We start from the raw sequence: 26,048 nt of genomic DNA, 5'->3' as shown, positions 1-26,048 counted from the left end.
AAACACTAAACCAAAGCTCTAATATTAGCATACGAATTTTCAAGTGCTTTTACACTCTCATCAGGGCTAAGCCATGCGACCTTGGTTATCCCCTCGTTTTCTTGTGGGCATAGTTTGCCTGAATAATTGGTTTTCATCTCAAACCAATAGGTGATTTTTATTTTGTTTCGGCCATTTCTTTTAAAAATGTGGTAAGTGGTCTCTAATGGTTTAGTAATTTTTAGGCCTTCTACGCCTGTCTCTTCCTCTACCTCTCTTAAAGCTGTGTGTTCTATCGTTTCTTTTTTCTCTGCCTTCCCCTTGGGCAAATCCCATTTGTCGTTTCTATAAATAAACAACACCTCGCCTTTTTCGTTATACACCTTACCTCCTCCGGCGATAACCTTGGGCAGTTTCTTTAAAAACTTTGCCAAAAGCTTGTCCTTATTTTTATGTATTAGCCTAACCTCTTCTACATTGGGTTTGCCTAACTGTTTAATTGCTTTGCTTATGTTTACCGTTTTAAGCAAGTAATTTTTAAAATTTGTCTCTTGTTCTACCTTAGTTGTTAATACCAAGGGCTTGTCTCCAACAAAAACTTTGTACATCATGTAATAGCTTAAGTCCTTTTTAAGAACGTAAAAATATAATTTTTAACGTGATAAAAAGCTTCTAATAGTTAATTATATTAATTTTCCAAATTAAAAAATTAATAAAAAAATGTAATTTTGCGACTATGATTTTCAACAAACATACTGCAAGAAAAACGGCCGAAGTTTTATTACAAATAAACGCGATCAAGTTAAACCCAAACGATCCTTTTATCTGGGCTTCGGGCTGGAAATCGCCCATTTACTGCGATAATAGGATTATTCTTTCGTTCCCTACCATTAGAAATTACATTAGGGAAACCATGGCCAAACATATTGAAAAGCAATATGGCAAACCCGATGTTATTGCCGGTGTGGCTACAGGAGCCATAGGCATTGGCATGTTGGTTGCCGAATATTTAAGCGTTCCTTTTATTTATGTTAGGCCAAAAGCCAAAGAGCACGGCCGAAAAAACCAAATTGAAGGGTATGTTGAAAGCGGGCAGAATGTTGTGGTGGTCGAAGACTTAATCAGTACCGGACAAAGCAGCCTAAACGCCGTAAAAGCCTTAAAGGAAGCCCACTTAAACGTTAAGGGTATGGTGGCCATTTTTTCTTATGGCTTTGATGTTTCTAAAGAAAATTTTGAAAAAGAAAACATTACTCTGCACACCCTTGGCGACTACCAAACCTTATTGGAACAAGCCTTAGATACCAATTATATTACCCAAAAAGAATTGGAAACGCTTTCTGAATGGAATGCCAATCCTAGCGAATGGAACGCTATTTGATAACCAAACCCTAAAAGCAAACATGACTTTAGAATCACCCAAGGTAACCGTAAAACAAACACCAGAAAAGGTTTTCGAATTTTTAACCAATGTTGAGAACTTTGAAAAGCTCATGCCCGAAAACACCAAGTTTGAAGCTCTGGACAGCGACTCGTTTCTTTTTGCCCTAAAAGGCATGCCCGAAATTAAGTTAAAGAAAAAAGACACCCAAGCTCCTAGCAAAATTATCCTTGGCGCCGCTGGTGGAAAAATAGATTTTTCTCTAACCGGAGACATCTCTCAAGTAGACCATGAAACGAGTGAGGTATTACTAACCTTTAATGGCGACTTTAACCCCATGATGGCCATGATGATTAAAGGCCCCATTTCAAATTTCATAAAAACATTGGCAGAAAATATGCCAAACGCTATTCAATAGGCCAATGTAATTTCCTTTAAGTCGAATTCCTCAACCTTATTGCCTGCTACTAAAACCTGTAGCTTTCCAGAGGTTGACACGGCCTGTATAACCCCTTTAAAAGCAGCTCCTGTTTTGGTGGTAAACTCTGCGATTTCTCCCCGTTTAAACAACAAGCGCTCGTAAGCTGTTTTAAGCTCTGCTTGGTAATTTGTAGAAGCCAAAACAGCCAAGTACGCTTTTAAATCGCCCAGTAAAGCTATCAAAACCTCATCTAAATCAAAATCACGACCAGTCACACATTTTAATGATGATGCTTGTGGCAATTCGTCGAAATTTTCTTGATTTACATTTAACCCAATTCCAATTATCGACGACGACACACAATGGCCCTTAAACACATTTTCGATTAAAATGCCACATATTTTTTTATTATCTGACAAAATGTCGTTAGGCCATTTTATACTTAAATTTGGCACCCCAAGCCCGTTTAAGGTGGCAACAACCGCCAAAGCCACAGCCCTACTTAAATAAAAAGCGTGGTTAGCCGGTAAATCCAAATGCCCTTTAAACACACTAACCATAAGGTTTTTATGGGGTTCAGAAACCCAGTTGGCACCCATTTGTCCTTTGCCTTTTTCTTGGCTAGAAGCAACCACCACAGTATAATCTACCAAGCGTTCCTTAAGGCTTAAACGCCTTAAATAAAGATTGGTAGAGTCAATGGCATCAAGTTTGATTATACGCATCATAAATATCGTTATCTTCGCACTTTAAATCTTATGATTTTTTTAAAGTATAAAGAACCAAAAAATAATAACTTTGCACAAACTAAATAAAATTAATGGCAAAAAATAACTCTAACGCAGATCAACTTATAACAACGATTATTAGCGGAATTGAAGATGTAAAAGGGCACGAGATTACCATTTTAGATCTACGGGAAATTGAAAATACGGTTTGCGACTATTTTATTATTTGCGAAGGTAATTCAAATACGCAAGTAAATGCCATTGTAAATGCAATCCAAAAAAAGGTCAGTAAAGAATTAAAAGACAAACCTTGGCATGTTGAAGGTGTCGACAATGCCGAGTGGGTGTTAATGGATTATGTTAACGTTGTCGTGCATGTGTTCCAAAAACACATTAGAGACTATTATGACATAGAAAGTCTTTGGGGAGACGCAAAAACAACGGTAATCGAAACAAACTACTAAAACGAATTAATGGCAGCAAATAATAAAAACACTAAAAACCAGAAACCTAAATTCAATCCTTATTGGATTTACGGGGCTATCATTGCTATTTTCCTAGGTATGCAACTTTTTAGTGGCAGCTCGTTCCAGGAAGCTAAATCTACCACGCCGTCGCAGTTTATGGAATTCCTAAAAAATGGCGACGTAAGTAAGGTAGAAATTGTTAACCGTCGGGAGGCCAAAGTGTATTTAACACCACAAGCCCAAGAAAAAGAAGTGCATAAAGCCTCTAAGCCCACATCGCTTATAGCTTCTTCAAACAACTTACCCAACTACAAATTTGAATTTGGGGACCTTCAAAATTTTGAAGATGGCATAGCCGAAATTGTGGCCAATTACCAATTGGATCCCCAGCCAAAAGTTGAATATAAAACCGAGCAAAACCTCTTGGGCGATTTCCTAATTGGTTTATTGCCGTTTATTATTCTTATTGCGGTTTGGATTTTTATTATGCGACGCATGTCTTCTGGTGGTGCTGGTGGTGCTGGCGGCCAAATTTTTAACATCGGAAAATCGAAAGCCAAACTTTTCGATCAAAACACCGATGTAAAAGTATCTTTTAAAGATGTTGCAGGTTTAGAAGGCGCAAAAGAAGAAGTACAAGAAATTGTCGATTTCTTAAAAAACCCAGAAAAATATACTGCTCTTGGTGGTAAAATTCCAAAAGGCGCCCTATTGGTTGGCCCTCCAGGAACAGGAAAAACTTTATTGGCCAAAGCCGTTGCCGGCGAAGCTAAAGTGCCGTTTTTCTCCCTTTCAGGGTCAGATTTCGTCGAAATGTTTGTTGGCGTTGGCGCATCGCGCGTTCGCGATTTGTTTAAGCAAGCCAAAGAAAAATCGCCTTCTATTATTTTTATTGATGAAATTGATGCCATTGGACGCGCAAGAGGAAAAAGTAATTTTTCGGGCTCTAATGACGAGCGTGAAAACACCCTAAACCAGCTGCTTACAGAAATGGATGGTTTTGGCACCAACACCAACGTTATTGTATTGGCAGCCACCAACCGCGCCGATGTACTGGACAAAGCCTTAATGCGTGCCGGGCGTTTTGACAGACAGATTTTTGTAGACCTACCAGACATACGCGAGCGCAAAGAAATTTTCGAGGTGCATTTAAGACCTTTAAAAAAGGCCAAAAATCTCGATACCGATTTCCTTTCAAAACAAACCCCAGGATTTTCTGGAGCCGACATAGCCAATGTTTGTAACGAAGCCGCCTTAATTGCAGCTAGAAATGGCAAAAAAGCGGTTGACAAGCAGGACTTCTTAGATGCTGTTGATAGGATTATTGGCGGTTTGGAAAAGAAAAACAAAATCATTACCCCAGAAGAGAAAAAAGCCATTGCTTTTCACGAAGCTGGACACGCTACAGTAAGCTGGATGCTAGAACATGCCGCACCCTTGGTAAAAGTTACTATTGTGCCTAGAGGTCGCTCGTTAGGTGCCGCTTGGTACCTTCCAGAAGAGCGCTTAATTGTTAGGCCAGAACAAATGCTGGACGAAATGTGTGCTGCTCTTGGTGGCCGCGCCGCCGAAAAAGTGATTTTCGATAAAATTTCTACAGGCGCCCTTAGCGACCTAGAAAAAGTAACCAAGCAAGCGCGAGCCATGGTAACCATTTATGGCTTGAGCGACAAAGTGGGCAACCTAACGTATTACGATTCTTCAGGGCAAAACGAATATGGGTTTACCAAACCGTATAGCGAGCAAACGGCCGAGTTAATCGATAAGGAAATATCCGATATTATTGAGGTTCAGTACCAAAGAGCCATCGATCTTTTAACCCAACACAAAGACAAACTTACCGAGCTGGCCGATGTTTTGTTGGAAAAAGAAGTTATCTTTAAAGACAATTTAGAGAAGATTTTTGGTAAACGCCCTTTTGAAAAAGAAGACGTAAACGATACCCAACCCGTTAAAACACAAGAGAACACATTGGAAGAAGAGGAGTAATTCCGTTCCAATTTACCTTTAATACCATCAAAAATCTTAAATTGACTTAACTGTTAATTTAAGATTTTTTATATTTGAAAAACGCCCTTAACAGGTACATAGTAAATGAGTCTATTTAGAAAACTTTTTGGCTCCAAATCTGATAAATCAGAAGAAACCATAAAATCAGAGGAAAGGAGCAAGTACATGCCAGAAATTAAACTCCCCATCGACGAGAGGTTTACCATAAATTTCAAAGCCAATGGCGGCAAATTTCTGTATTGCGAAAACCTAGATGAAATTTACGATAGTTTAAACAATATTATTATTGAAAACGCTTGGCAGGACAGTTTAGCCCTAATTATAGATAACAACCTAAAAGACCGCTTTAAAGACTTTGGTTTAAATCTGGCCAACAAAGCACAGGATGCTGCTTTCTTTTTAACCACTTGCGAGCACCTAATTGGCGATGACGGTTCGTTGCTTATCTCTTCTAACCAAATTGCAGAAAAAAAATTAAAAGAACTTCCCGATCATTTTGTTGTTTTTGCCACCACAAGTCAAATTGTCGAGAATATTGGCGAAGGCCTAAGAGGCATTAAATCTAAAAACAAGAAAAAAATACCAACTAACATTACAACCATTAAACACTTTAAACCAGAAAAAACCGTCGAAGAAAAAGACTTTATGAGTTATGGGAGCAGCTCTAAAAACCTATACCTTTTACTGTTAGAAGATCTTTAAACATGAAGGAAATTTTTGTTAGATCGTTCTCTGGGTTGCTGTACATTTTACTTTTAATGGCGGCCATGTTTAATGTACATGCCTTAATTGTTGTGTTTTTTGTGTTTGGTATCATTGCCATCTCAGAGTTTAAAAAACTTATAAACTACAACTCTTTTATCCCCTATATAATCTTTACACTGCTGTACTTTGTTTTTGGCTATTGGCAGTTTGTTATGAACTCTAATTACGGGCTTAAAGAGGCCACACAAATCCTACTCGTCCTTACGATTTTTGTACAGTTAATCCTTATTAAGGATTTATTTACCCAAAAACACATTCCGCTATTTATATCCAAACGGTTTATTATTACAACATTTTATTTGTCTAGTAGCTTTGTGTTTTTAATCTTAATTGCAAAATTCCACGAAGAATACAACCCTTTTTTGCTATTAGGGGCCTTTATTCTTGTCTGGACCAATGACACCTTTGCCTTTTTAGTAGGTAAAAAATTTGGCAAGCAAAAGCTATTCGAAAAAGTGTCTCCTAAAAAAACTGTTGAAGGCTTTTTAGGTGGGCTATTTTTTTCTACCATTGCAAGCTATTTTATCGCTACCTTTACACACACTTTAAACTTTAACAATTGGCTAGTGCTCGCCATAATTATTAGCGTGTTTGGCACACTGGGCGATTTAATCGAATCTAAGTTTAAGCGTCAAGCCCAAGTAAAAGATAGTGGCGGTATTATGCCTGGGCACGGCGGCCTTTTAGATAGGCTGGATAGTATTATATTTGCCGCTCCATTTGTATTTTTGTATTTACAACTCTTGAACTATGTTTCATAAAGAAGGTCATAAAATTATATTAGGCGCTACTTTTTTTGTAGCCATAAGTGTTTTGCTTATCGATTATTTTGTTGCAACTACCTGGTTACGCACCTTGTTAATGGTTGCCATTTTAGTCTTTTTTATACTCATCCTTCAGTTTTTTAGAAACCCCAAAAGACACACCCACCTTAACGAATCGCAAGCCATTTCGCCTGTTGACGGGAAAGTTGTTGCTATTGAAGAGGTTGAAGAAAAAGAGTTCTTTCAGGATAAAAGAATTCAGGTAAGTGTGTTTATGTCGCCTATTAACGTGCATGTTACCCGTTATCCTATTGGGGGCAATGTTGTTTTTAGCAAATACCACCCGGGCAAATTTTTAGTGGCTTGGCACCCAAAATCTAGCGAAGAAAACGAACGTACAACTGTGGTTGTAGAAAACTCACACTTTGGCAAGGTACTGCACAGGCAAATTGCCGGAGCCTTGGCCAAGCGTATTGTAAATTATGCCGAGGCTGGCCAATCTGTTAAACAAGGAAGCGATTCTGGCTTTATAAAATTTGGATCTAGGGTTGATTTGTTTCTTCCTTTAGACAGTAATATTAAGGTACAACTCAATCAAAAAGTACGAGGCGGAGAAACCGTTATTGCAGAGCGATAAATAAATGACTTCAGAAGAATTAAATATAGCCTTTAAGGACGCTGTAGAAAGGATAAACAACCACCACGAGCCTTTCCCAGCAGATTTCCTCTTGCGCCTTTACGCCTATTACAAAAGGGCTACAAACGATTATAGCCAACCTAAAAGCAGGAAGGCTATTATAAATGCGTTTAAAACCAATGCGTTATTTCAAGTTAAAAATGTATCGCAGGAAGAAGCCAAACAAATTTATATCGACTTGGTTAACAATTACTTTCTTTACCGAAAATAACCCACCTTTCTTTTAATCCATTACAAACTCCAAAGGCCTCCCAGTTGCGCCATTAGGAAAACTAATGCCCAATAAAGCCGAAATGGTAGGTACAATATCTGGAATTACTGTTTTTTCTAGGGTTTCGCCTTGTTTTATGCCTTTACCAAAGAACACCAATGGCACATGCGTATCGTAATTAAATCCAGAACCATGGGTAGATCCCGTTTTGCTGTACGAAATATGGGCGGGATCGTAAACAACCAAAACATCGCCAGAACGTTTTTGGTTAAACCCTTTTTGTAAAAAAGATTCTACACCAGACTCGAAAGCTACAGAGGCCATGGTTGTTGCTGTATAGGCCTTGTAAACATGATTGTAATTAATTATCTCGTTTACAATGGCGTTTTGCACCTGTGTTAAATCGAGGCCTAGCGAGGCTATTTTTTTTCTGTTCAGAAAAATCTGATTGTTGCTAACATTCTCTACCAGATCTGTTGCTCCAAACGCTTGTTCCATAAACGCCGTAAACTTCGCTTTGGTTTCAGATTGGTTTAAATATCCTGCCGGCACATCGTGGTCGTGCAAGTAAGCCGGCACATTAACCGCACCGTGATCTGCCGTTAAAAATGCAGTGTAATTTCCAGCACCCACAGTCGCATCTAACTTATTTAGCAAACGCTCTATATCCTTATCCAAACGGATGTAAGTATCTTGGATTTCTTTTGAATTCACTCCAAAATTATGCCCCACATAATCGGTGCTGGAAAAACTTACCGTTAAAACATCGGTAATGTTATCTTGGCCTAGTTGCTCGCCATCTATGGCTGCTATGGCGAAATCTGCCGTTAGGCTGTTTCCGTAAGCTGTGGTTTTTAAGATATCGAACCCTTTGTTGTCTTTTTGAAGTACTTTTAAATCGTATGGGAACGTTGCGGTTTCTTTTCCTTTAAACCCTCTTTCGTAAGCATTTAGGTCTGCACCACTTTCAACATAGGTATCAATATCGTAATACGTATCCCAAACTTTTAAATACGAAGCAGCTTGTTTAGAGCGGTTAAAGTCTACCACCCATTTAGGAAGCTGGTTCATGTAAAACGTACTGCTAATCCACTTCCCTTCATCTTTTCCATGAAACCAATATGCGGCATCTGCGGTGTGACCGGCGGGCAAGATAGCTCCCCTATCTTTTATGGCAATACCAATGGTTTTTCCGCGCATTTGCGTGAAAAGCTTGTTTTCATCAGAAAATGTTGTGGTTTTCATACGGTGTGGCGACATTTTTCCTGCATCGGAAGCCGTTCCCACCGAATTTACTACAGTATCGCCAGCGCAATACACACTTTGTTTTAGGTCTTTATCGTACCAATTGTTGGCTATAATGCCATGATTTTTAGGTGTTGTTCCCGTAAAAACCGAAGCATGCCCTGGTCCCGTATAGGTCGGGATGTAGTTAAAATGGTTGTTCTTACAATTAAACCCTTCTTTAACCATGCGGTTAAAGCCGCCATCGCCATAGCGGTCTTCAAATCTTGTTAAATAGTCGTAGCGCATTTGGTCCACAACAATACCCACAACCAACTTAGGGTTATTGTTATTGTTGTTTTGCTGTGCCTGTATTGCCAAAGTGGCGAATAATACAAAAGAAAGACAAATAAGGTTTTTCATGGTATTTACTTTACTTAAAAGTATCAAAAGTACATCTTTTTAAATATCTTAATTTAAATTTAAGGTTAAAAAAACCACAGATTTTATACATTAGCGGTAACAAAAAAACTATGACATACTTTCACAATATTGGCGCCTACTTTATCATGGTTAAAGACATGTTTAGGAAACCCACAAAATGGTCTGTAATGAAAGGGCTTATTTTAAAGGATATAGACGATTTAATTATTGGCTCGTTTGGTATCGTGGCATTCATTTCATTTTTTGTTGGCGGAGTAGTAACCATTCAAACAGCTTTAAACATAAGCAACCCCTTAATTCCGAAGTACTTGGTGGGATTTGCCACTAGGCAATCGGTAATTTTAGAATTCGCTCCAACCTTTATCTCTATTATTATGGCAGGTAAAGTGGGCTCGTTTATTACCTCTAGTATAGGTACCATGCGTGTTACCGAGCAGATCGATGCTTTGGAAGTTATGGGTATAAATGCCATAAACTACTTGGTTTTTCCTAAGTTTATCGCCCTTATGCTTTACCCTTTTGTCATTTCCATTGCTATGTTTTTAGGCATTTTAGGAGGTATGGCTGCCTGTATTTATGGTGGTTTTAGCACATTGGAAGATTATGTAACCGGGGTACAATTAGATTTTATTCCGTTTCATATTACTTATGCCTTTATAAAAACCATTGTTTTTGCTTTTGTACTTGCTACAGTGCCCTCGTTTTATGGATTTTTCATGAAAGGCGGCGCCCTAGAAGTTGGTAAGGCCAGCACCACAGCATTTGTTTGGACCAGTGTTGCCATCATTCTATTAAACTACATAATAACTCAATTACTACTAAGCTAATGATAGAAGTTAAAGGCCTACACAAATCGTTTGGCGATGTGCATATTTTAAAGGATATATCTACCACCTTCAAAAAAGGCAAAACCAGTATGGTAATTGGGCAAAGTGGCTCTGGAAAAACGGTATTTTTAAAATGCCTGCTCGGCCTCTTCGATTATGAACAAGGCAGTATTTCTTACGATGGAAAAATCTTTGGGCAGTTAAATGCCGATGAAAAAAGGAACATCCGTTCTAAAATAGGCATGGTCTTTCAAGGAAGTGCTTTGTTCGACTCTATGACCATTGCCGAAAATGTCATGTTCCCATTAAGAATGTTTACCAAACAAAGCAAAAGCGAAATGGAAGACCGCGTTAACTTTGTTTTAAAACGCGTAAACCTTGCCGATGCCCATTACAAAATGCCCAGCGAGGCCTCGGGAGGGATGCAGAAACGCGTGGCCATTGCGCGTGCTATTGTTAACAAGCCTAAATACCTTTTTTGCGACGAGCCCAACTCTGGCTTAGATCCCAAAACAGCTATTGTTATAGACAACCTCATCCAGGAAATTACCGAAGAATACAATATTACCACGGTTATAAACTCGCACGATATGAACTCGGTTATGGAAATTGGCGAGAAAATCGTTTTCTTAAAAGACGGTAAAAAAGCCTGGGAAGGCAGTAAAGAAACCATCTTTAAAACCGATAACGAAGCGGTAACCAATTTTGTTTACTCGTCTGAACTCTTTAAAAAAGTTCGTAAAATGTACCTAGAGGAAAACGAAAGTTAGTGGTTTTCTAGTACTGGCTTTTTACCTGCATGCTATCCAGGTTGTACTTAACTTTTAACCAGTCTTCCAGCTGTTTTTGTTTTCTCGGAATTTGCTCTTTGGCAATTAACGCCTTATCCCATTCTACCGTAAATACAGTTAAAGTATCCATTTTCTTAAAATTAGACGCAATAACGTTAGAAAACGAAATGTGCTTAATAGCCTCGTAATTAATGTTCACTTCTTTAGTAAACTCCTCGAACGGAATTAAATTGCGCTCTAACTTTTCCAGTTTCTTTAAGCGGTTTTCTAAGAAAACAATACGTTGGCTTTGGGAAAGCAAGTCTAAAGAATCCCGATAGCGTATTTGCTCCATATACCTTAAATGGTCTAGGTTTTTTGACTTGTTCTGATTTACTTTTAAAACCGTATTTTTACAAGAGCTGTACTCGTTAAGCCTGTCCTGAAGTACTGCAATGGTCGATTCTGGAATTTCATCTAACCCAAATGTATTGAGCTCTATTACCGAGTTTTCGGCATCGACATATTTATAGGATGCATTTTTTTTAATGAAATCGGCGTGAGGCAAAGCATCTATTTCCTTTTCTATAAAATTTTGGGCATCGCGTTCAAAATTATTTTGACGCAAAACACTTAAAAACGTCCAAATTGCAGGAATCATAACAACAATAGCCAGTGTAGTTGCTATTCTAGAAATCATTCTGCGCCTTTTGGAGTTGGCATACCTAAGCATAGGAAAACGCAATAACTTTAACACCAAAAATGTGGCTAAGGCAATAAAAATGGTGTTTATGGTAAACAAGTACATGGCGCCATTAAAGTACTCCCAATTTCCTTGGGCCAAACCATAACCTGCCGTACACAAAGGTGGCATTAATGCGGTTGCAATGGCTACACCAAAAATTACCGAAGCGATGGTGCCTCGTTTTGTTCTGGCAATAATTAAGGCCAAGCCCCCAAAAAAGGCAATTAAAACGTCCCTAATGTCTGGCTGTGTTCTTCCTAAAAGCTCTGAGGTATCTTCTCTTAAGGGAAACAGGTAAAAAAACAAAAAAGCGGTTAGCAAACTTAGCACAATCATAGTAGCCAAGTTAATTAACGACTTCTTTAGCGTATCGACATCATTAATGGCAATAGACATGCCCACCCCTAAAATGGGACCCATTAAGGGCGAAATTAACATGGCACCAATAACAACTGCTGTAGAATTTGCGTTTAACCCAATAGAAGCGACAAAAATAGAACAGATTAAAATCCACGCGGTTGCCCCCTGAAAGGAAATATCGTTTTTAATGGCTTCTATGGTGGCATCTCTATCGGTATCGTCTCTAAAATCGAGCAATTCGTTTAAAAAGGTCTTAACACTTTGCAAGAGCCCTTTGGCATCTTGTTTTACCGCCTTTTTAGAGGCTTCAACTTTTTGATCTTTAACCTTTTCTTCTTCGTTAAAGTTAAATTTATTTTCTTCCATAGGCATTTACCCGTAGTGTTCTCCAAAGGTATCCTTCACCTGTTGAAGCACTTGTTTAATATCTTGCTCTTTTGTTTTAGGAAAGATAAGCAAAACTTCGTCTTTATCAACAATTATATAATCATTAAGCCCGTCGACTACCACAACCTTGTTATTGCTTGTTCTAATCATGTTTCCCGAAGCCTCCTTGGCAAGCACCTGGGCGTTAACCACAGCATTGTTCTGTGCATCTTTATCTAGCTTATCGTAAAGGCTTCCCCAGGTTCCGAGGTCGTTCCAGTCGAAATGAGCCGGTAACACAAATACATTATTGCTCTTTTCCATTAAGGCATAATCCACCGAAATGTTTTCTGCCTTAGCATAATTCTCCAATATGAATGCTCGCTCGCGATCGGTATTATACGAATCGTAACCGCTATTAAAAAGCTCAAAAAGTGCTGGTTGATTGGCCTTAAAGGCTGAAATCACACTTTTAACACTCCACATAAAAATACCTGCATTCCACAAAAAGTTTCCTTGCGCTATAAAGGCTTTAGCTGTTTGATAGTCTGGTTTTTCACGAAACTGGCTAACTGGTTTTATGGCTGCATCAGACGCGCTGTCATATTCTATATAACCATAGCCGGTGTTGGGGAAGGTGGGCTGAATACCTAGAGTCATTAAGGCATCATTTTCAGCACAAAACCTAAAGGCCTCCTCTACATTGTTTAAAAATGCCTGTTCGTCTTCAATCCAATGGTCGCTTGGAGCAACTACCATAAGGGCCTCTGGATTTTCTTTCTGTATTTTAAGGGCTGCATATAAAATGCAAGGCGCCGTATTTCTCATGGCCGGCTCCAAGACTACTTGCTGCTGGGTAATTTCGGGGAGTTGCTCTAGAACCAAATCGTTATATTGGGCGTTGGTTAATATAAGAATCTGCTCTTTAGGAATGCGTTTGCTTAGCCTATTGAAGGTTTTTTGAATAAGCGTTTCCCCTGTTCCCAACATATCGTGAAATTGCTTGGGGTAACTTTGGGTGCTTACAGGCCAAAATCGCGATCCTACACCGCCTGCCATTAAAATAGCATAGTAGTTTTCTTGCATCATTTTTGATTTATTATTTCAACTTCTGCATTGGGGTTAAAAAGGTACAATTTTCCTGTTTTAACCTCAACACACTCAAAACGCTTTACACGTTTATTGCCTTTTTTAAAAATACGTCCATTGTACAATTTAAAATTGGCTCCTAAAGGTACCTCAAAAATATAAGTTTTATTGTTAGGCGCATCAAATTGCTTTAAGGCTAATGCCAATTGGGTATCTGTATCGCTTGACGCTTTTGGGTTTTTAAAGTGCTTGGCCAATAATGGCAGCAAGGTATTAGGAAACACCGCGGGATTTAAAAAAGGCAACATTAACCGCTGAAAGGTGCGTTTCCACTCTATACCATGAGGCTTAATGGTTAGCCCGTAATGAGCAAATGCCTCGAAATGGGCAATCTCGTGAATTAACGTTATTAAAAACCGGTAGGGGTTTAAATTTCCATTAATGGTAATTTGGTGCTTCCCGTTTTGTAAGCGCCTATAATCGCCGTGTTTTGTTTTACGTTCTTGCTTAATCTTTACTGTAAGATTGTCTTGACGCAAAAGTTGCGACACCCCATGTAAAGCATGTTCGGGCAAATGTCCCGCCAATTGCTCAGTCATATCCTTGCGGTTTACATGCGCTCTGGCACTTGAATACCAAGCAACAAAAAGCCATTTTTAATAACGGTTGCCACTCCGTTTGACAGCTGTACCCTAAATATTTTTTCATCTTCTAGTTCAGCGCCAAGAATAGGAATGTTTTGATAGAACGAGTTAAACTCCTTTACCAGATCGTAAATGTAGTTTGCAACAACCGCCGGACTGTAATTACTGGCTGCTTGCTGGATAACCTCTGGAAATAGCTGTACTTGTTTTAACAATTCTTTTTCCTTAGTATCGAGAGTTATCGCTGTAATATCTTTGGTAAGGTCCAAATTGGCAGCCTTTCTTAAAATAGACTGTATTCTGGCATAGGTATATTGAATAAACGGTCCTGTATTTCCTTGGAAATCTATCGATTCTTTAGGGTCGAAAAGAATGCGTTTTTTAGGGTCTACCTTTAAGATAAAGTACTTTAGTGCCCCAAGCCCTATGGTTTTATAAAGCGCTTGTTTTTCGGTTTCGGTATACCCTTCTAGCTTGCCTAATTCTTTTGAAATATGCTCTGCCGTAGTGGCCATTTCTACAATTAAATCGTCGGCATCGACAACGGTACCTTCCCGGCTTTTCATTTTACCGCTGGGCAAATCTACCATTCCGTAGCTTAGATGGTACAGGTTCTTGGCCCAATCGAATCCTAGTTTCTTTAAAATCAAGAAAAGGACTTTAAAGTGGTAATCTTGCTCATTTCCTACGGTATAAACCATGCCTCCTACATCTGGATAATCCTTTATTCGTTGTATGGCTGTTCCGATGTCTTGAGTCATATAAACCGCTGTGCCATCGGCTCTAAGCACTAGTTTTTCGTCTAAGCCCTCATCGGTTAAATCGCACCAAACAGAGCTGTCTTCTTTTTTATAAAAAACACCCGAGCGCAAGCCTTGATCGATAAATTCTTTTCCTAAAAGATAGGTTTGGCTTTCGTAGTACAGGCAATCAAAATCGACACCAAGGTTTTTATAGGTCACCTCAAACCCGTTGTAAACCCAATTGTTCATTTTTTCCCATAAGGCAACAGTTTCCTTATCGCCTGCTTCCCATTTTCTAAGCATGTTTTGGGCTTCAAGAAAAATAGGGGCTTGTTTTTTGGCATCGTCTTCCAATTTGCCTTCAGCCATTAAAGCTTCTATTTCCTGTTTGTATACTTGGTCGAACTTCACGTAGTAATTCCCTACAAGTTTATCGCCTTTAAGCCCTGTGTTTTCTGGTGTTTCGCCATTTCCAAAGCGTTGCCAGGCCAGCATACTTTTACAAATGTGAATGCCCCGGTCGTTAATAACCTGTGTTTTATAGACTTTTTTCCCTGAAGCCTTTAAAATTTCAGCAACACTGTAACCTAAAAGGTTGTTTCTAATGTGCCCTAAGTGTAAGGGTTTGTTTGTATTGGGCGAGGAATACTCGACCATAACCGCATCGTTATTGGTGCTAGGGGCTTTAAACCCATAGTACGGTTCATTTTTTATGCTGTTGAAAAAGTGGATGTAATACCCATCGTGTATTTCTATGTTTAAAAATCCCTTCACCACATTATAGGCCTTCACCGCTTCGACATGCGCTACAAGAAATTCACCTATAGCTTCTCCTATTTGAACAGGGTTCCCCTTAACGACACGTAGCATAGGAAAAACAACCACTGTAATGTCTCCGGCAAACTCCTTACGGGTGGCTTGAAACTCTACAGCATCCAATTCTTTTTGATATAATTCCTTTACGGCCTGTATTACTTGTTTAGACAACACATCTTGAAGATTCATAAACGACTGGTTTTTTAAGTAGGCAAAGATACGTTTTATACCGCTTTAAAGAAATACAGCTAAAGAAAAAACATACAAGCTTACAATTAATACAGGATGTTTTTAGGCTGGGCGGCCGCTATTTTGTGTTGTTCGTCGATATTATGGTTTGTCCTTAAAAATCTCTCAACCTTTTATCTGATTTTTTCGCATAAAAACGCATAAATTAGTATTTAACAATGCTTTTTATAATTTTTGTTTTAGTAAATGCTATTAATTCTAAATGTCCCTAAAAGGCAATAGACAATCTAAAACGAACTAGCACATTACTGTTAAGTAAGTAAAGATTTTCTCACTTCTTCATCCCTCTACAGGAAGTTGGGTACCTTATGCCTTTGTTAGCGTAACTAACTATGAAGAAGCTTACCATCTTGTTTGTTATGTTTTTTGCGTTCCTTGGTTTTTCCCAAACCAAAGAGCAAGACAGCCTTATGGTTCAGTTAGCCTTTCAAAATCCGGACACTTCAAAAGTAGCTACTTCCATACGCTTGATAAAGTCCTTATACGACACCCAAAACTACAACAAAGCCTTAAGTTATATTTTAGAAAGCGAAAAACTTGCCGAAAGCTTGGGCGACCAAAAGGGCATCGCCCAAATTACGTATTACAAGGCACTTACCTACACCCAAAAACAGGACTACATAAACGCCATGGATTACTACCATAAATCCAAGGCTATTTATATAACGCTAAAAGATACTTTAGGCATTGCCAACATAAACAACAACATTGGTTTAATTGAAATAGAACGAGGCCACTACAATACAGGACTTCAATATGCACTCTCTGCCATAGAGGAATTTGAAAAACGCAACCTAACAAACGAGCTTTTGCTAACGTATAGTAATCTGGCCAAAGCTTATTGCGGTGTAAAAGATTTCGATAAGGCCATAACATTTTATGTGAAATCGCTAGAAATTGAGCAGCAAAACCAGGCTCCCAACGAAATCTTTACCTTATTGCGCCTTGCCGAATTATACTCGCAAAAAAGAGAACACAGAAAGGCCATAGAATACTACGAAAGATCTCTTAGCCTAACCAAAAACCTAACCGACTCGTTAAAAGGTGAGATCCTGCCCAAACTTGGTGGTGAATATTTACAGTTTAAAGATTACGATAAAGCTACAGAGCATCTGGTTGAAGCCTTAAAAATAAACCGCGCCTTAAACCATAAAAATGGCTTGCTCATAGCTTTAAACAACCTGGGGCATTTAAACCTACAACGGCAATACCTAAAATACGCCGAAGGACAGCTTTTAGAAGCTAGAGCACTAACCACCGAGGTAAACAACAAAGCAGAACAACTTAAAAACTACAAGTTTTTAAAAGCCTTAGATTCGACCAACAGAAACTTCGACCGTGCTTTTGTTTGGCAACGGCAATACTACCAGTTAAAAAGCGAATTGGCTAAAGAAAACCAACAGCAGCCGGCTACAACTATAGAAGAAGTTACTCCCGAAGATTTATTTAGTGTTGGCCAAACCAATAACCAAACACATTTACAACAGCCCAATCCAGACACAACTGGCGAGATAAACAACATTAACCGGTTTAAGTTAATTCTTTATGCCTTATTGGCGGCTTTGGTCATTGTGTCTACCTTTTTGGTGTTAATTTACTTAAAACGCAACAACAGGATTAAGTACACCAGAAAGCTAGAAGAAAAAAACAAAAAAATCGAACTTCAAAACGAGGCCATCCTAGAGCAGACCAAGCATTTAGAAGAGATTAATAAAGTAAAGGACAAGCTGTTTTCTATTATATCCCACGATCTTAAAGATTCGCTATCCTCCATTAAAGGGTTTATCGATTTGTTAAAAGATGGAGCGGTATCTAGCGAGGAGTTCGAAGCCCTAATTCCTGAGCTAAGCGAAAATGCCAACAACGCTTCGTTGCTGTTGTTCAATCTATTAAACTGGTCCAAATCCCAAATGCAGTCTTTAGAGCCAAACCCTTGTTTGTTTGATATTCAAGAGGTTTTTGAAGAAAAAATTCAACTGTTGGAACACAAATTAACCAAGAAACACATTCGCTTAAGGGACAAAACCTTGGCCGACTTTATTTACGCCGATAGAAGCATGGTTGAAATTATTATCCAGAACCTGCTTACCAATGCCATTAAGTTTAGTAAAGCGGGAGATACCATTACCATAGCGAACCACATCAGCAATGGCAGATCTGTTATTAGCATTTCCGATACAGGTGTTGGTATTTCTAAGGAAAACCAAGAGAAGCTCTTTAAAAACAGTTCCTTCACCACTGTTGGTACCCAAAACGAAAAAGGCACCGGGCTAGGGCTCACCATTTGCAAAGAGTTGGTGGAGCTAAACCAAGGTAAAATTTGGGTTGAGAGCGACCTAAATGTAGGCAGCACCTTTTATGTTGAGCTCCCTAAATCGAAATCGGAAAATGGCAACAACCATTAGCCTTTAGGCAGAAAAACCTCGGCCATCATACACCTTGCACTACCGCCACCACAAGCTTCTATAGTATCTAACGAACTAGACAGGATGTTACAGTGTTTTTCTATAGCTGTTATTTGATCTTGGGTTAATGCATTAAACGCCGCTTGGCTCATAACCAAATACTTTTGGTTGTTGTCGCCTTTAACCTGCAGCATGTTCCCAGCAAAATTATTCACCTGCGCCTCGGTAATGGCAATAACCTCTTTACCATCTGCTTTTAGGTGGTCAACAATATTTTTACGTTCTTTTTTATCGTCTATCGCATCCAAGCAAATCACCGCAAACGTTTCGGCCAAGCACATCATAACATTGGTATGATAAATTGCTTTTCGCTGGTCGTTTACAGTTTGGTAAGCCGTAAACACGACTGGTGTGTATTCGAAATCTTCACAAAATTCTATAAACAGGCCTTCGTCTGCTCTTGGCGAAAGTGCACAATACGCTTTTCTATTGGCGCGATCCAACAACAAGCTTCCTGTACCTTCCAAAAACAACTCTTCTTCCTCGGCACTGGTATAGTCTACAACATGATCAATTTTAAACCCCTTTTCTTCCAACAAGGTTAAAACATCCTCACGGCGTTCGTGTCTTCTATTTTCTGCAAACATGGGATAAAGGGCTACGGTACCATTTTCATGGAAAGAAATCCAGTTGTTAGGAAAAATAGAATCTGGCGTATCAAAATCGTTAGTATCATCAATCACCACCACATTTACCCCTATTTGTCGTAATTTTTCAACATAGTCATCAAACTCCTGTTGCGCTTTTGCATTTACAGTATCTGGCAGTAGGTTATCAAGAACTTTTTGGTAGTAGTTGTTTACCGCTGTTTGTTCGTTCATCCTAAAATTTACAGGACGAACCATTAAAATGGTGTTGGTGGTTTGCTGCATGATACTTTGATTTAATGCTGCAAAATTAGCTATTTTTAAGGGGTTGAAAAAACGTTTTCGTTCAGATTTAACATCTATCCCCATCAATTTTTAAAAGTTATTAAAACGGTAACGGTTTTTAAGGATATTAACTACCCATGCGATATGAGTTGAAACTTCACCAGACCACCATCAATATCTGCTCGTTTTAAAACTCCTTCCTCATAATGGTAGGTATTGGTGCGGTTTTTATTGTCAATTTTTTGGTAAACTCCCTTTGAAACGGGAACAATTTGATCGAACGTTCCGTGTTGTTCCGAATAAGTAGGGAAAGCATCGCTGGGTTCGGAAAAGTAGAGTCTAATCGAAGAATATTTAATGGGGTTCACTATAAAAAACGGTTCTTTCTCATCTTTAGAGAGTTCGTAGCCGTCCGCTTTTTTTACCGTAATTGATTTTGAATGAAGCTTGCCATTAATATAAACCCCAACATTCGATCTGTTAAAAACATTGTTGTGGTAGTAGACCCTATACTCGTAATCTACCTGAATGTCCTTAAACAAAACATTTGCATTAATACTAGTTTTTGAATAGTATTCCACCACACCTTTGTTCTCGCTTCTTGCTATGGTTAGCATGCCACACGCCTTGTTTTTATGGATAACCTTAAAGCTTTTTGTTTGTGTTTGCGACACCATTCCTAATGAGGCTAAAACAAAGAAAAGAAGTAATATGTTAGGTGATTTTAACATATTCGAAATTAAGGCGTAGAATTAGATACCTGTAGCATTTTGCCATTGTAGTATTTGTTGCCCTGCAATGAAAAATCGGCGATATACTCGGCCATTTCCTTGGCCGTTATTGGTGCTTGATAGCCTGGAAAGGCTTCTTCCAACATTTCGGTTTGCACAGCCCCCAAGGCTAACACATTAAACGAGGGGCCTTGTGTTTTAAACTCTTCGGCCAGCAATTCGGTAAGTGTAACCACAGCACCTTTACTCGAGCTGTATGCCGATAGGCCCGGGAACTTCATGCTGCCCTGTACCCCACCCATAGAGCTTATGGTAACCACATGGCCAGACGTGCCCATAAAAGGCAAAACGGTCCGGATCATCTCGGAAACGCCAAACACATTGGTTTTATACACCTGTTCAAAATCTGCCATGGTCGTTTCTAAAAACGGCTTGTTTAACAAGGCTCCCGCATTGTTAATCAAAATATCGACTTGCTGCCAAGTGTCCTCGATAAAGTGCGTTACTTTTTTATAATCTGCTGCCTCGCCTAAATCGAACGAAAACGCCGAAACACGCTCTAAACGCAACTCGTTTACTGGCTGAGCGTTTCTAGACAGCGCCAACACATTATGACCAGCTGCGGCAAACAAACGCACCAACTCAAAACCAATACCCCTACTCGTTCCTGTTATAACAATATTTTTTTTGGCTGTACTATTCATAAAAGTTTAATTTCTTGTGTTGGGGTATTGCTTATTGCCTCTATGGCTGGAATTAGCTTACTTATTAAATTGGCCATATGGCTGTAGTCCAACTTATCTGCTTCGTCGTCTACATGGTGATAATAGTCGTAATTTGATAGGTCGCAAGAAGAAATGGTATGGCAAGGCAATTTAAACGCTTGGTAAAACGCATAATTATCAGACTGCCTAAACAGGTTGTATTTTTGAGCCACTTCAGAAAATCCAATAAAATTCGTATTTGTGTAATGGTTAATCCGTTCGGCCATGTTAGACAAATTGTAACCTGTTATAAAAGCTGTGTAGTCACGGTCCTTAAATGGCACGCCTACCATTTCTATATTAACCATGGTATACAAATTTATGTTCTGAGACTTTAATTTATTTGCTAAATGTTCAGAGCCCAACAACCCCATTTCTTCAGCAGAAAATAAGGCAAACATTACGCTGCGCTTGTTGGTCTTGTGCTCTGAAAGATATTTTGCCACAGCGAGCACTGTGCTTACCCCACTAGCGTTATCGTTAGCCCCATTGGCAATAGAATCGGTGGCTACTATTTTTTTACTCACACCAATGTGATCGTAATGCGCGCCAACAATTACAACTTCATTCTTTAGTTTTGGGTCGTTACCCTCTAAAAAACCAACCATGTTAAAAGCCGCCTTCCCTTTGGCCTCAAAATGATCTCTATAACTTTCAAAGTACGGACTCACATTAAACTGCTTAAACATGGTCTCGATATAAACGGCTGCATTCTCTATGCCTGCTGTTCCTGTGTTTCGGCCATGTAAGCTATCTGCCGACAAATAGGTTACCATGTTTTTAATTTCTTCACTACTAACAGTTGCCTGCTGTACTTGGCCTTTAGCTTTTTCACAATTAAAAAGCATAAAAACCGAAAACAATAATACGATGTGTTTCATTAACGTCTTTTTTTTGAAGATTCTCTAAATATAAAAAAAATCCTGCGTGATGCAGGATTTCTTATAAGAGTTTTATGTTGTATGGTTTTACACCAACATGGTTACAGGATTTTCAATATATCCTTTTAAGGTTTGAAGGAATTGCGCTCCGGTAGCGCCATCTACTGTTCTATGGTCGCAGGCCAAACACAATTTCATGGTATTTCCTGCAACAACCTGCCCTTGTTTCACTACGGGTTTTTGTACAATAGCCCCTACCGAAAGAATGGCTGAATTGGGTTGGTTAATGATGGATGTAAAACTTTCTATACCAAACATCCCAAGGTTAGAAACCGTAAAGGTACTTCCTTCCATCTCCTGTGGGGTTAGTTTTTTATTTCTAGCTTTTCCTGCAAAGTCTTTAACAGAAGCGCCTATTTGCGGTAAGGTTTGCTCGTTGGCAAATTTAACCACTGGTACAACCAAACCGTCTGGCACTGCTACAGCAACCCCTATATGCACGTGGTTGTTTAATCGCATCTTGTCATCAAACCATTGCGAGTTTACTTGCGGATGCTGTTTTAAAGCCAAGGCACAAGCCTTAACAATCATGTCGTTAAACGAAATTTTGGTATCTGGCAATGTATTAAACTGCTCGCGGAATGCTATGGCATTATCCATATCAAACTCCACATTTAAGTAATAATGCGGTGCCGTAAATTTAGATTGCGCTAAGCGTTTTGCTATGGTTTTTCGCATTTGAGAGTTAGCAACCTCTTCGTAATCTTCTTGGCCTACAGGCACAAATTTACCAACCGATACGCCTGCAGCAGAAGGGGTGTAGTTTTCTATATCACGTTTTATAATGCGTCCGTTCTCTCCCGTACCCTGTACTTGGGCTAGGTTAATTTTACGCTCGTCGGCCATTTTCTTGGCTAACGGCGATATAAATATGCGGTCTCCAGAAGCCGACACCTCGGTTTTAGGAGTCTCTTTAGCAGGTTCTGTTGCTGCGACTTCTTTTTTAACTTCTTGTTTTGGCTCGGCTTTGCTTGGTGCTTTATCTTCTGCACCAGCACTTGTATTGGTTGCCACCTTAAAGTTTTTTGCCACTTGAGAAACATCTGTTCCTTCTGGGCCTATAATGGCCAACAAAGCGTCGACCTTTGCCGATTCGCCTTCTTGCAAACCAACGTGTAGTAACGTTCCCGATTGGAACGATTCAAACTCCATAGTTGCCTTATCGGTTTCTATTTCAGCTAGAATATCGCCTTCCTCTACCGTATCGCCTACATTTTTTAGCCAAGTAGCAACGGTGCCTTCTTCCATGGTATCGCTTAAACGCGGCATGGTTACAACTGTTACGCCTTCTGGAAGCGTTACAGCTTCTGAAGTTTCCTCTACAGGTTCTGCCGAACTGGATGCTTCGGTTTTTGATGGGGCATTTGCATTATTAGATGCTCCAGTTATTAAATCTGAAATATCTTCACCAGCTTCACCTATAATGGCCAATAGTTCATCAACCTTGGTCGTTTCACCTTCTTGCACCCCTATATGTAGAAGTACGCCCTGATGAAAGGATTCAAACTCCATGGTCGCTTTATCGGTTTCTATTTCTGCTAGAATATCACCTTCTTCTACCGTATCGCCTACTTTTTTTAACCAAGTGGCGACGGTTCCTTCTTCCATGGTATCGCTTAAACGCGGCATGTTAATTACTTCGGCCATAGCTTATAGTTTATGTTGTAAAAATGGATAGTTTTCTTGTTCGTAAACCGCATCGTACATCACGCTTTTGTCTGGATATGGAGACTCTTCGGCAAATTTCTCACAGGCTTTCACCAAATCCTTAACACGCTTATCTATGGTTTTTATCTCTTCTTCTGTAGCGTAGTTGTTTTCAAGAATAATGTCTTTTACTTGTGTAATTGGGTCAATTTTCTTGTACTCTTCTACTTCTTCTTTTGTTCTGTAATGTTGGGCGTCGCTCATGGAGTGTCCACGGTAACGGTAAGTTTTTAGTTCGAGGAATGTTGGCCCTTCTCCACGTCTGGCACGCTGAATGGCTTCATCAAACGCTTCGGCTACTTTTACGGGGTTCATTCCATCTACTGGGCCACATGGCATTTCGTACCCAAGTCCTAATTTCCATACATCGGTATGGTTGGCAGTACGCTCTACCGAAGTTCCCATGGCATACCCGTTATTTTCGCAAACAAATACTACTGGCAGCTTCCAAAGCATAGCCAAGTTAAAGGTTTCGTGCAACGACCCTTGTCTTGCGGCACCATCGCCAAAGCAGCAAATGGTAACGGCATCGTTTCCTTTATATTTGTCGCCAAAGGCAATGCCTGCTCCTAAAGGGATTTGCCCTCCCACAATACCGTGGCCGCCATAAAAGCCATGCTCTTTAGAAAAAATGTGCATGGAGCCACCAAGACCTTTCGAGGTTCCGGTAGCCTTACCGTACAGCTCTGCCATAACCTTTTTAGGATCTACGCCCATACCTATAGGTTGTACGTGGTTACGATACGCTGTAATCATTTTATCCTTGGTCAAATCCATGGCGTGCAAGGCTCCTGCCAATACGGCTTCCTGACCATTGTACAAGTGAAGAAATCCTCTTACTTTTTGTTGTATGTAAACAGCTGCTAGTTTGTCTTCAAACTTGCGCCAAAACAACATATCTTCATACCACTTTAGGTATGTTTCTTTGGTAATTTTTTGCATTGCTTGTGTTTCTTTAAAAACGGAACACAAAAATAGCACTTTACTTATTAATGAGAAAACCCTAATCGGTTAAAATTCACGAAATCGCTACAAGAAGGACTTATCGAAACCTAAAGGCAGCAAATCGGCCAGCGAGTTAGCCTTAACAACCTTTCCTGTTTCTCCCATAAAGTAAATTTCTATAGCGCTATTCTGGTTCACCTCATACTCGGCAATGGCCTGCCTACATGCTCCGCAGGGCGGTATGGGGGTAATGGTTGGCTGGGTTCTAGAACCAGCTGTTATGGCCATTTTTAAAATTTTGGCCTCTGGATAGTTTGCCCCGGCGTAGTAAATGGCGGTACGCTCGGCACAAAGCCCCGAAGGGTAAGACGCATTTTCTTGGTTATTGCCCAAAACCACCTCGCCATCATCTAAAAGAATAGCTGCACCAACGCTAAAATTTGAGTAGGGCACATAGGCCTTGCTCCTTGCTTCCATGGCCTTAGACATTAATTCCATAACATCTTTGGGCAACTCATCCACACTGTCGTAAACCGCTAATGTGGCTTCTATTTTTATCGTTTTCATATGGCTAAAGTTATAAAAAACAATCTTAGACAAAAAAACTATTGCCTGGGCAATAGTTTTTTTAATTTGTTTTAAACTTGTATGAACTAGTATTCTTGGTAAGCCTCTCTATCGATATTAAACGATAGTGTAAAGCGCAAGGTGTTTTCTAAAGGGCTTGGTATTTTTGATGCCGAGAACAAATACGACAAATCCACCCCTATAACATTGTAGTTAAATCCGGCGCCTATGGCAAAGAACTTACGCGCTCCTTTGTCTTCAGCTTCGTTAAAATATCCGGCTCTAAAGGCAAACGAATCTTGGTAGCGGTACTCGGCTCCCAAAGCCCAGGTAATTTCTTTTACTTCTTCTCTAAAGCCTCCTGGTGCATCGCCAAAAGATTGGAACACCCCCTTAAAGAACTCGACATTAGGGTCTTTTCCTTCAAGATAATACACCTCTTCATTAATAGGGTCATTTGGGTAACCTACTTCCTCCCCTTCATCATAACTACCATTACCATTTGTGTCATCATAAGCATATTCACGACCAATAATTGGAGGCGTTGGCACCAATAGTTTGGTAAATTCTGCTGTTACGGCTACTGTATTGTGCTGGTCTAGGATAAAATCGAATCCACCCCCCAAACGCAAGGTTGTTGGTTGGAAGTTTTCTTGCCCTTGGGCATCGTACTTAAATTTTGGCCCCAAGTTTTGAATAGCAAACCCCAAACGGGTGCGTCCATTAAAGGTACCATAGGCCTCTTCTTCACTCTGGTAATACCCCGAAATATCTACCCCAAAGGTGCTTGCTGGTTCTGGATCGCCAGAATAGTTTGGTAATTTTAAATCGGAATGTAAAAACCGCATGGCTACCGATGTTGAAAAGCGCTCGCTTAGCTTAAGGGCGTAAGAGGCATCTATGGTGAATTCGTTAGGTTTTTGCACCAAGGCTTCTGAAATTTCATCTTGTACATATTCTATTTCTCCCAACGAAAAATATCTAAAACTTGCTCCAAAGGCACTACGTTCGTTTAATTTATTAAAATAGGTGATGCCCCCTAAAAAAATATCATCTACCAACTTGCTTAAATAAGGCGTGTAGCTTACCCCTACCCCTTGTTTGGTTTCGGAGAAGGCATATTTAGCTGAGTTCCATTGTTGAGAAAAGGCATCGACCGAAGTGGCCACCCCCATATCGCCCATAGCTGCCGATCGTGCATCGGGTGCTATTAACACAAAAGGCAATCCTGTTGTTATTACACGCGAATCTTGTGACTCTGGAAGTTGTAACACTGTTGTTTGCGCCTGTATTTGTGCTCCAAAATATAAAGCAGATAGGGCTAGAATGTATTTTTTCATAAAATTGATTTATTTA

Annotated in this window: 26 protein-coding genes; 11 read left to right on the top strand and 15 right to left on the bottom strand. The window is 39.6% G+C overall.

Features of this window, described 5'->3' with window-relative positions:
- Nucleotides 1-5 precede the first annotated feature (5 nt).
- Nucleotides 6-587, bottom strand: a complete 582-nt coding sequence (locus IA57_RS08825) for an NUDIX hydrolase (RefSeq protein WP_036123260.1) — start codon at nucleotides 585-587, stop codon at nucleotides 6-8.
- Nucleotides 588-715: 128 nt separating this feature from the next.
- Between IA57_RS08825 and pyrE the strand changes: the two genes are divergently transcribed.
- Nucleotides 716-1,360 carry an orotate phosphoribosyltransferase gene (gene pyrE / locus IA57_RS08820; RefSeq protein WP_036122191.1) on the top strand — a complete coding sequence of 215 codons (645 nt, stop codon included), beginning with the start codon at nucleotides 716-718 and terminating at the stop codon, nucleotides 1,358-1,360.
- Nucleotides 1,361-1,382: 22 nt separating this feature from the next.
- On the top strand, nucleotides 1,383-1,778 hold the full coding sequence (locus IA57_RS08815) for an SRPBCC family protein (protein ID WP_036122190.1): 396 nt from the start codon (nucleotides 1,383-1,385) through the stop codon (nucleotides 1,776-1,778).
- Here the strand turns inward: IA57_RS08815 and IA57_RS08810 are convergent.
- Entirely contained in the window at nucleotides 1,772-2,509 is a 738-nt protein-coding gene (locus IA57_RS08810) for a biotin--[acetyl-CoA-carboxylase] ligase (protein WP_229730305.1), read from the bottom strand. The two genes, IA57_RS08815 and IA57_RS08810, sit on opposite strands and share 7 nt — an antisense overlap.
- 92 nt (nucleotides 2,510-2,601) lie before the next feature.
- On the opposite strand from IA57_RS08810, the gene rsfS reads away from it, so the two are divergent.
- The 6 genes from rsfS to IA57_RS08780 all read left to right on the top strand — a co-directional run bounded on the left by rsfS (nucleotide 2,602) and on the right by IA57_RS08780 (nucleotide 7,423).
- Nucleotides 2,602-2,973, top strand: coding sequence for a ribosome silencing factor (gene rsfS, locus IA57_RS08805; RefSeq protein ID WP_036122189.1), 372 nt, complete (start codon nucleotides 2,602-2,604; stop codon nucleotides 2,971-2,973).
- Nucleotides 2,974-2,982: 9 nt separating this feature from the next.
- The gene (gene ftsH / locus IA57_RS08800; protein ID WP_036122188.1) at nucleotides 2,983-4,965 is read left to right on the top strand and encodes an ATP-dependent zinc metalloprotease FtsH; all 1,983 of its coding nucleotides are present in this window, start codon (nucleotides 2,983-2,985) and stop codon (nucleotides 4,963-4,965) included.
- Nucleotides 4,966-5,070: 105 nt separating this feature from the next.
- On the top strand, nucleotides 5,071-5,688 hold the full coding sequence (locus IA57_RS08795) for an LUD domain-containing protein (RefSeq protein ID WP_036122185.1): 618 nt from the start codon (nucleotides 5,071-5,073) through the stop codon (nucleotides 5,686-5,688).
- A 2-nt stretch (nucleotides 5,689-5,690) separates the two neighbouring features.
- Nucleotides 5,691-6,512 carry a phosphatidate cytidylyltransferase gene (locus tag IA57_RS08790; RefSeq protein WP_036122182.1) on the top strand — a complete coding sequence of 274 codons (822 nt, stop codon included), beginning with the start codon at nucleotides 5,691-5,693 and terminating at the stop codon, nucleotides 6,510-6,512.
- Nucleotides 6,502-7,152: a phosphatidylserine decarboxylase family protein gene (locus tag IA57_RS08785; RefSeq protein ID WP_036122173.1), complete on the top strand. Its 651-nt coding sequence runs from the start codon at nucleotides 6,502-6,504 to the stop codon at nucleotides 7,150-7,152. Before IA57_RS08790 ends, IA57_RS08785 begins: the two co-directional genes overlap by 11 nt.
- Before the next feature lie 4 nt (nucleotides 7,153-7,156).
- Nucleotides 7,157-7,423: an acyl-CoA-binding protein gene (locus IA57_RS08780; RefSeq protein WP_036122170.1), complete on the top strand. Its 267-nt coding sequence runs from the start codon at nucleotides 7,157-7,159 to the stop codon at nucleotides 7,421-7,423.
- 12 nt (nucleotides 7,424-7,435) lie between these two features.
- Here IA57_RS08780 and pafA read toward each other — a convergent pair whose 3' ends face one another.
- Complete coding sequence (gene pafA / locus IA57_RS08775) at nucleotides 7,436-9,070, bottom strand: alkaline phosphatase PafA (protein WP_036122168.1); 1,635 nt, start codon at nucleotides 9,068-9,070, stop codon at nucleotides 7,436-7,438.
- Nucleotides 9,071-9,180: 110 nt separating this feature from the next.
- Here pafA and IA57_RS08770 point away from each other — a divergent pair, with 110 nt between their 5' ends.
- Both IA57_RS08770 and IA57_RS08765 read left to right on the top strand, forming a co-directional pair.
- Nucleotides 9,181-9,918 carry an MlaE family ABC transporter permease gene (locus IA57_RS08770; protein WP_036122166.1) on the top strand — a complete coding sequence of 246 codons (738 nt, stop codon included), beginning with the start codon at nucleotides 9,181-9,183 and terminating at the stop codon, nucleotides 9,916-9,918.
- Entirely contained in the window at nucleotides 9,918-10,688 is a 771-nt protein-coding gene (locus IA57_RS08765) for an ABC transporter ATP-binding protein (RefSeq protein WP_036122164.1), read from the top strand. The genes IA57_RS08770 and IA57_RS08765 overlap by 1 nt, the downstream gene beginning before the upstream one ends.
- Nucleotides 10,689-10,695: 7 nt before the next feature.
- On the opposite strand, the gene IA57_RS08760 is transcribed toward IA57_RS08765, so the two are convergent.
- The 4 genes from IA57_RS08760 to argS are packed head-to-tail and all read right to left on the bottom strand — an operon-like array spanning nucleotide 10,696 to nucleotide 15,640.
- Complete coding sequence (locus IA57_RS08760; protein ID WP_036123253.1) at nucleotides 10,696-12,159, bottom strand: DUF389 domain-containing protein; 1,464 nt, start codon at nucleotides 12,157-12,159, stop codon at nucleotides 10,696-10,698.
- Between the two features lie 6 nt (nucleotides 12,160-12,165).
- Nucleotides 12,166-13,245, bottom strand: coding sequence for a mannose-1-phosphate guanylyltransferase (locus tag IA57_RS08755; RefSeq protein WP_036123250.1), 1,080 nt, complete (start codon nucleotides 13,243-13,245; stop codon nucleotides 12,166-12,168).
- The gene (locus IA57_RS08750) at nucleotides 13,245-13,847 is read right to left on the bottom strand and encodes a SprT-like domain-containing protein (protein ID WP_036122156.1); all 603 of its coding nucleotides are present in this window, start codon (nucleotides 13,845-13,847) and stop codon (nucleotides 13,245-13,247) included. The genes IA57_RS08755 and IA57_RS08750 overlap by 1 nt, the downstream gene beginning before the upstream one ends.
- 11 nt (nucleotides 13,848-13,858) lie before the next feature.
- Entirely contained in the window at nucleotides 13,859-15,640 is a 1,782-nt protein-coding gene (gene argS, locus IA57_RS08745) for an arginine--tRNA ligase (protein WP_036122153.1), read from the bottom strand.
- 392 nt (nucleotides 15,641-16,032) lie between these two features.
- Between argS and IA57_RS08740 the strand changes: the two genes are divergently transcribed.
- Entirely contained in the window at nucleotides 16,033-18,105 is a 2,073-nt protein-coding gene (locus tag IA57_RS08740) for an ATP-binding protein (protein WP_036122150.1), read from the top strand.
- On the opposite strand, the gene ctlX is transcribed toward IA57_RS08740, so the two are convergent.
- The 8 genes from ctlX to porV form a co-directional block, all read right to left on the bottom strand.
- A complete protein-coding gene (gene ctlX, locus IA57_RS08735) occupies nucleotides 18,102-19,037 on the bottom strand; it encodes a citrulline utilization hydrolase CtlX (protein WP_036123247.1) in 936 nt (311 codons plus the stop codon). The genes IA57_RS08740 and ctlX overlap by 4 nt on opposite strands.
- A gap of 131 nt (nucleotides 19,038-19,168) precedes the next feature.
- Entirely contained in the window at nucleotides 19,169-19,768 is a 600-nt protein-coding gene (locus IA57_RS08730) for a DUF6134 family protein (RefSeq protein ID WP_131505681.1), read from the bottom strand.
- An 8-nt stretch (nucleotides 19,769-19,776) separates the two neighbouring features.
- Nucleotides 19,777-20,472 (bottom strand): SDR family NAD(P)-dependent oxidoreductase, encoded by a 696-nt coding sequence (locus tag IA57_RS08725; protein ID WP_036122145.1) that lies wholly within the window; start codon nucleotides 20,470-20,472, stop codon nucleotides 19,777-19,779.
- A complete protein-coding gene (locus IA57_RS08720) occupies nucleotides 20,469-21,413 on the bottom strand; it encodes a M28 family peptidase (RefSeq protein WP_036122135.1) in 945 nt (314 codons plus the stop codon). Before IA57_RS08720 ends, IA57_RS08725 begins: the two co-directional genes overlap by 4 nt.
- An 87-nt stretch (nucleotides 21,414-21,500) precedes the next feature.
- Nucleotides 21,501-23,120, bottom strand: a complete 1,620-nt coding sequence (locus IA57_RS08715; protein WP_036122133.1) for a pyruvate dehydrogenase complex dihydrolipoamide acetyltransferase — start codon at nucleotides 23,118-23,120, stop codon at nucleotides 21,501-21,503.
- A gap of 3 nt (nucleotides 23,121-23,123) precedes the next feature.
- Complete coding sequence (gene pdhA / locus IA57_RS08710) at nucleotides 23,124-24,122, bottom strand: pyruvate dehydrogenase (acetyl-transferring) E1 component subunit alpha (protein WP_036122130.1); 999 nt, start codon at nucleotides 24,120-24,122, stop codon at nucleotides 23,124-23,126.
- 87 nt (nucleotides 24,123-24,209) lie between these two features.
- Entirely contained in the window at nucleotides 24,210-24,692 is a 483-nt protein-coding gene (gene cdd, locus IA57_RS08705) for a cytidine deaminase (protein WP_036122128.1), read from the bottom strand.
- Nucleotides 24,693-24,778: 86 nt separating this feature from the next.
- On the bottom strand, nucleotides 24,779-26,032 hold the full coding sequence (gene porV / locus IA57_RS08700; protein ID WP_036122125.1) for a type IX secretion system outer membrane channel protein PorV: 1,254 nt from the start codon (nucleotides 26,030-26,032) through the stop codon (nucleotides 24,779-24,781).
- Between the last annotated feature and the right edge of the window lie 16 nt (nucleotides 26,033-26,048).

The organism is Mangrovimonas yunxiaonensis (assembly GCF_000733475.1).
Taxonomy (GTDB): domain Bacteria; phylum Bacteroidota; class Bacteroidia; order Flavobacteriales; family Flavobacteriaceae; genus Mangrovimonas; species Mangrovimonas yunxiaonensis.
The sequence above is the reverse complement of the archived record's forward strand: the minus strand, read 5'-3'. Positions and strand labels throughout refer to the sequence as shown.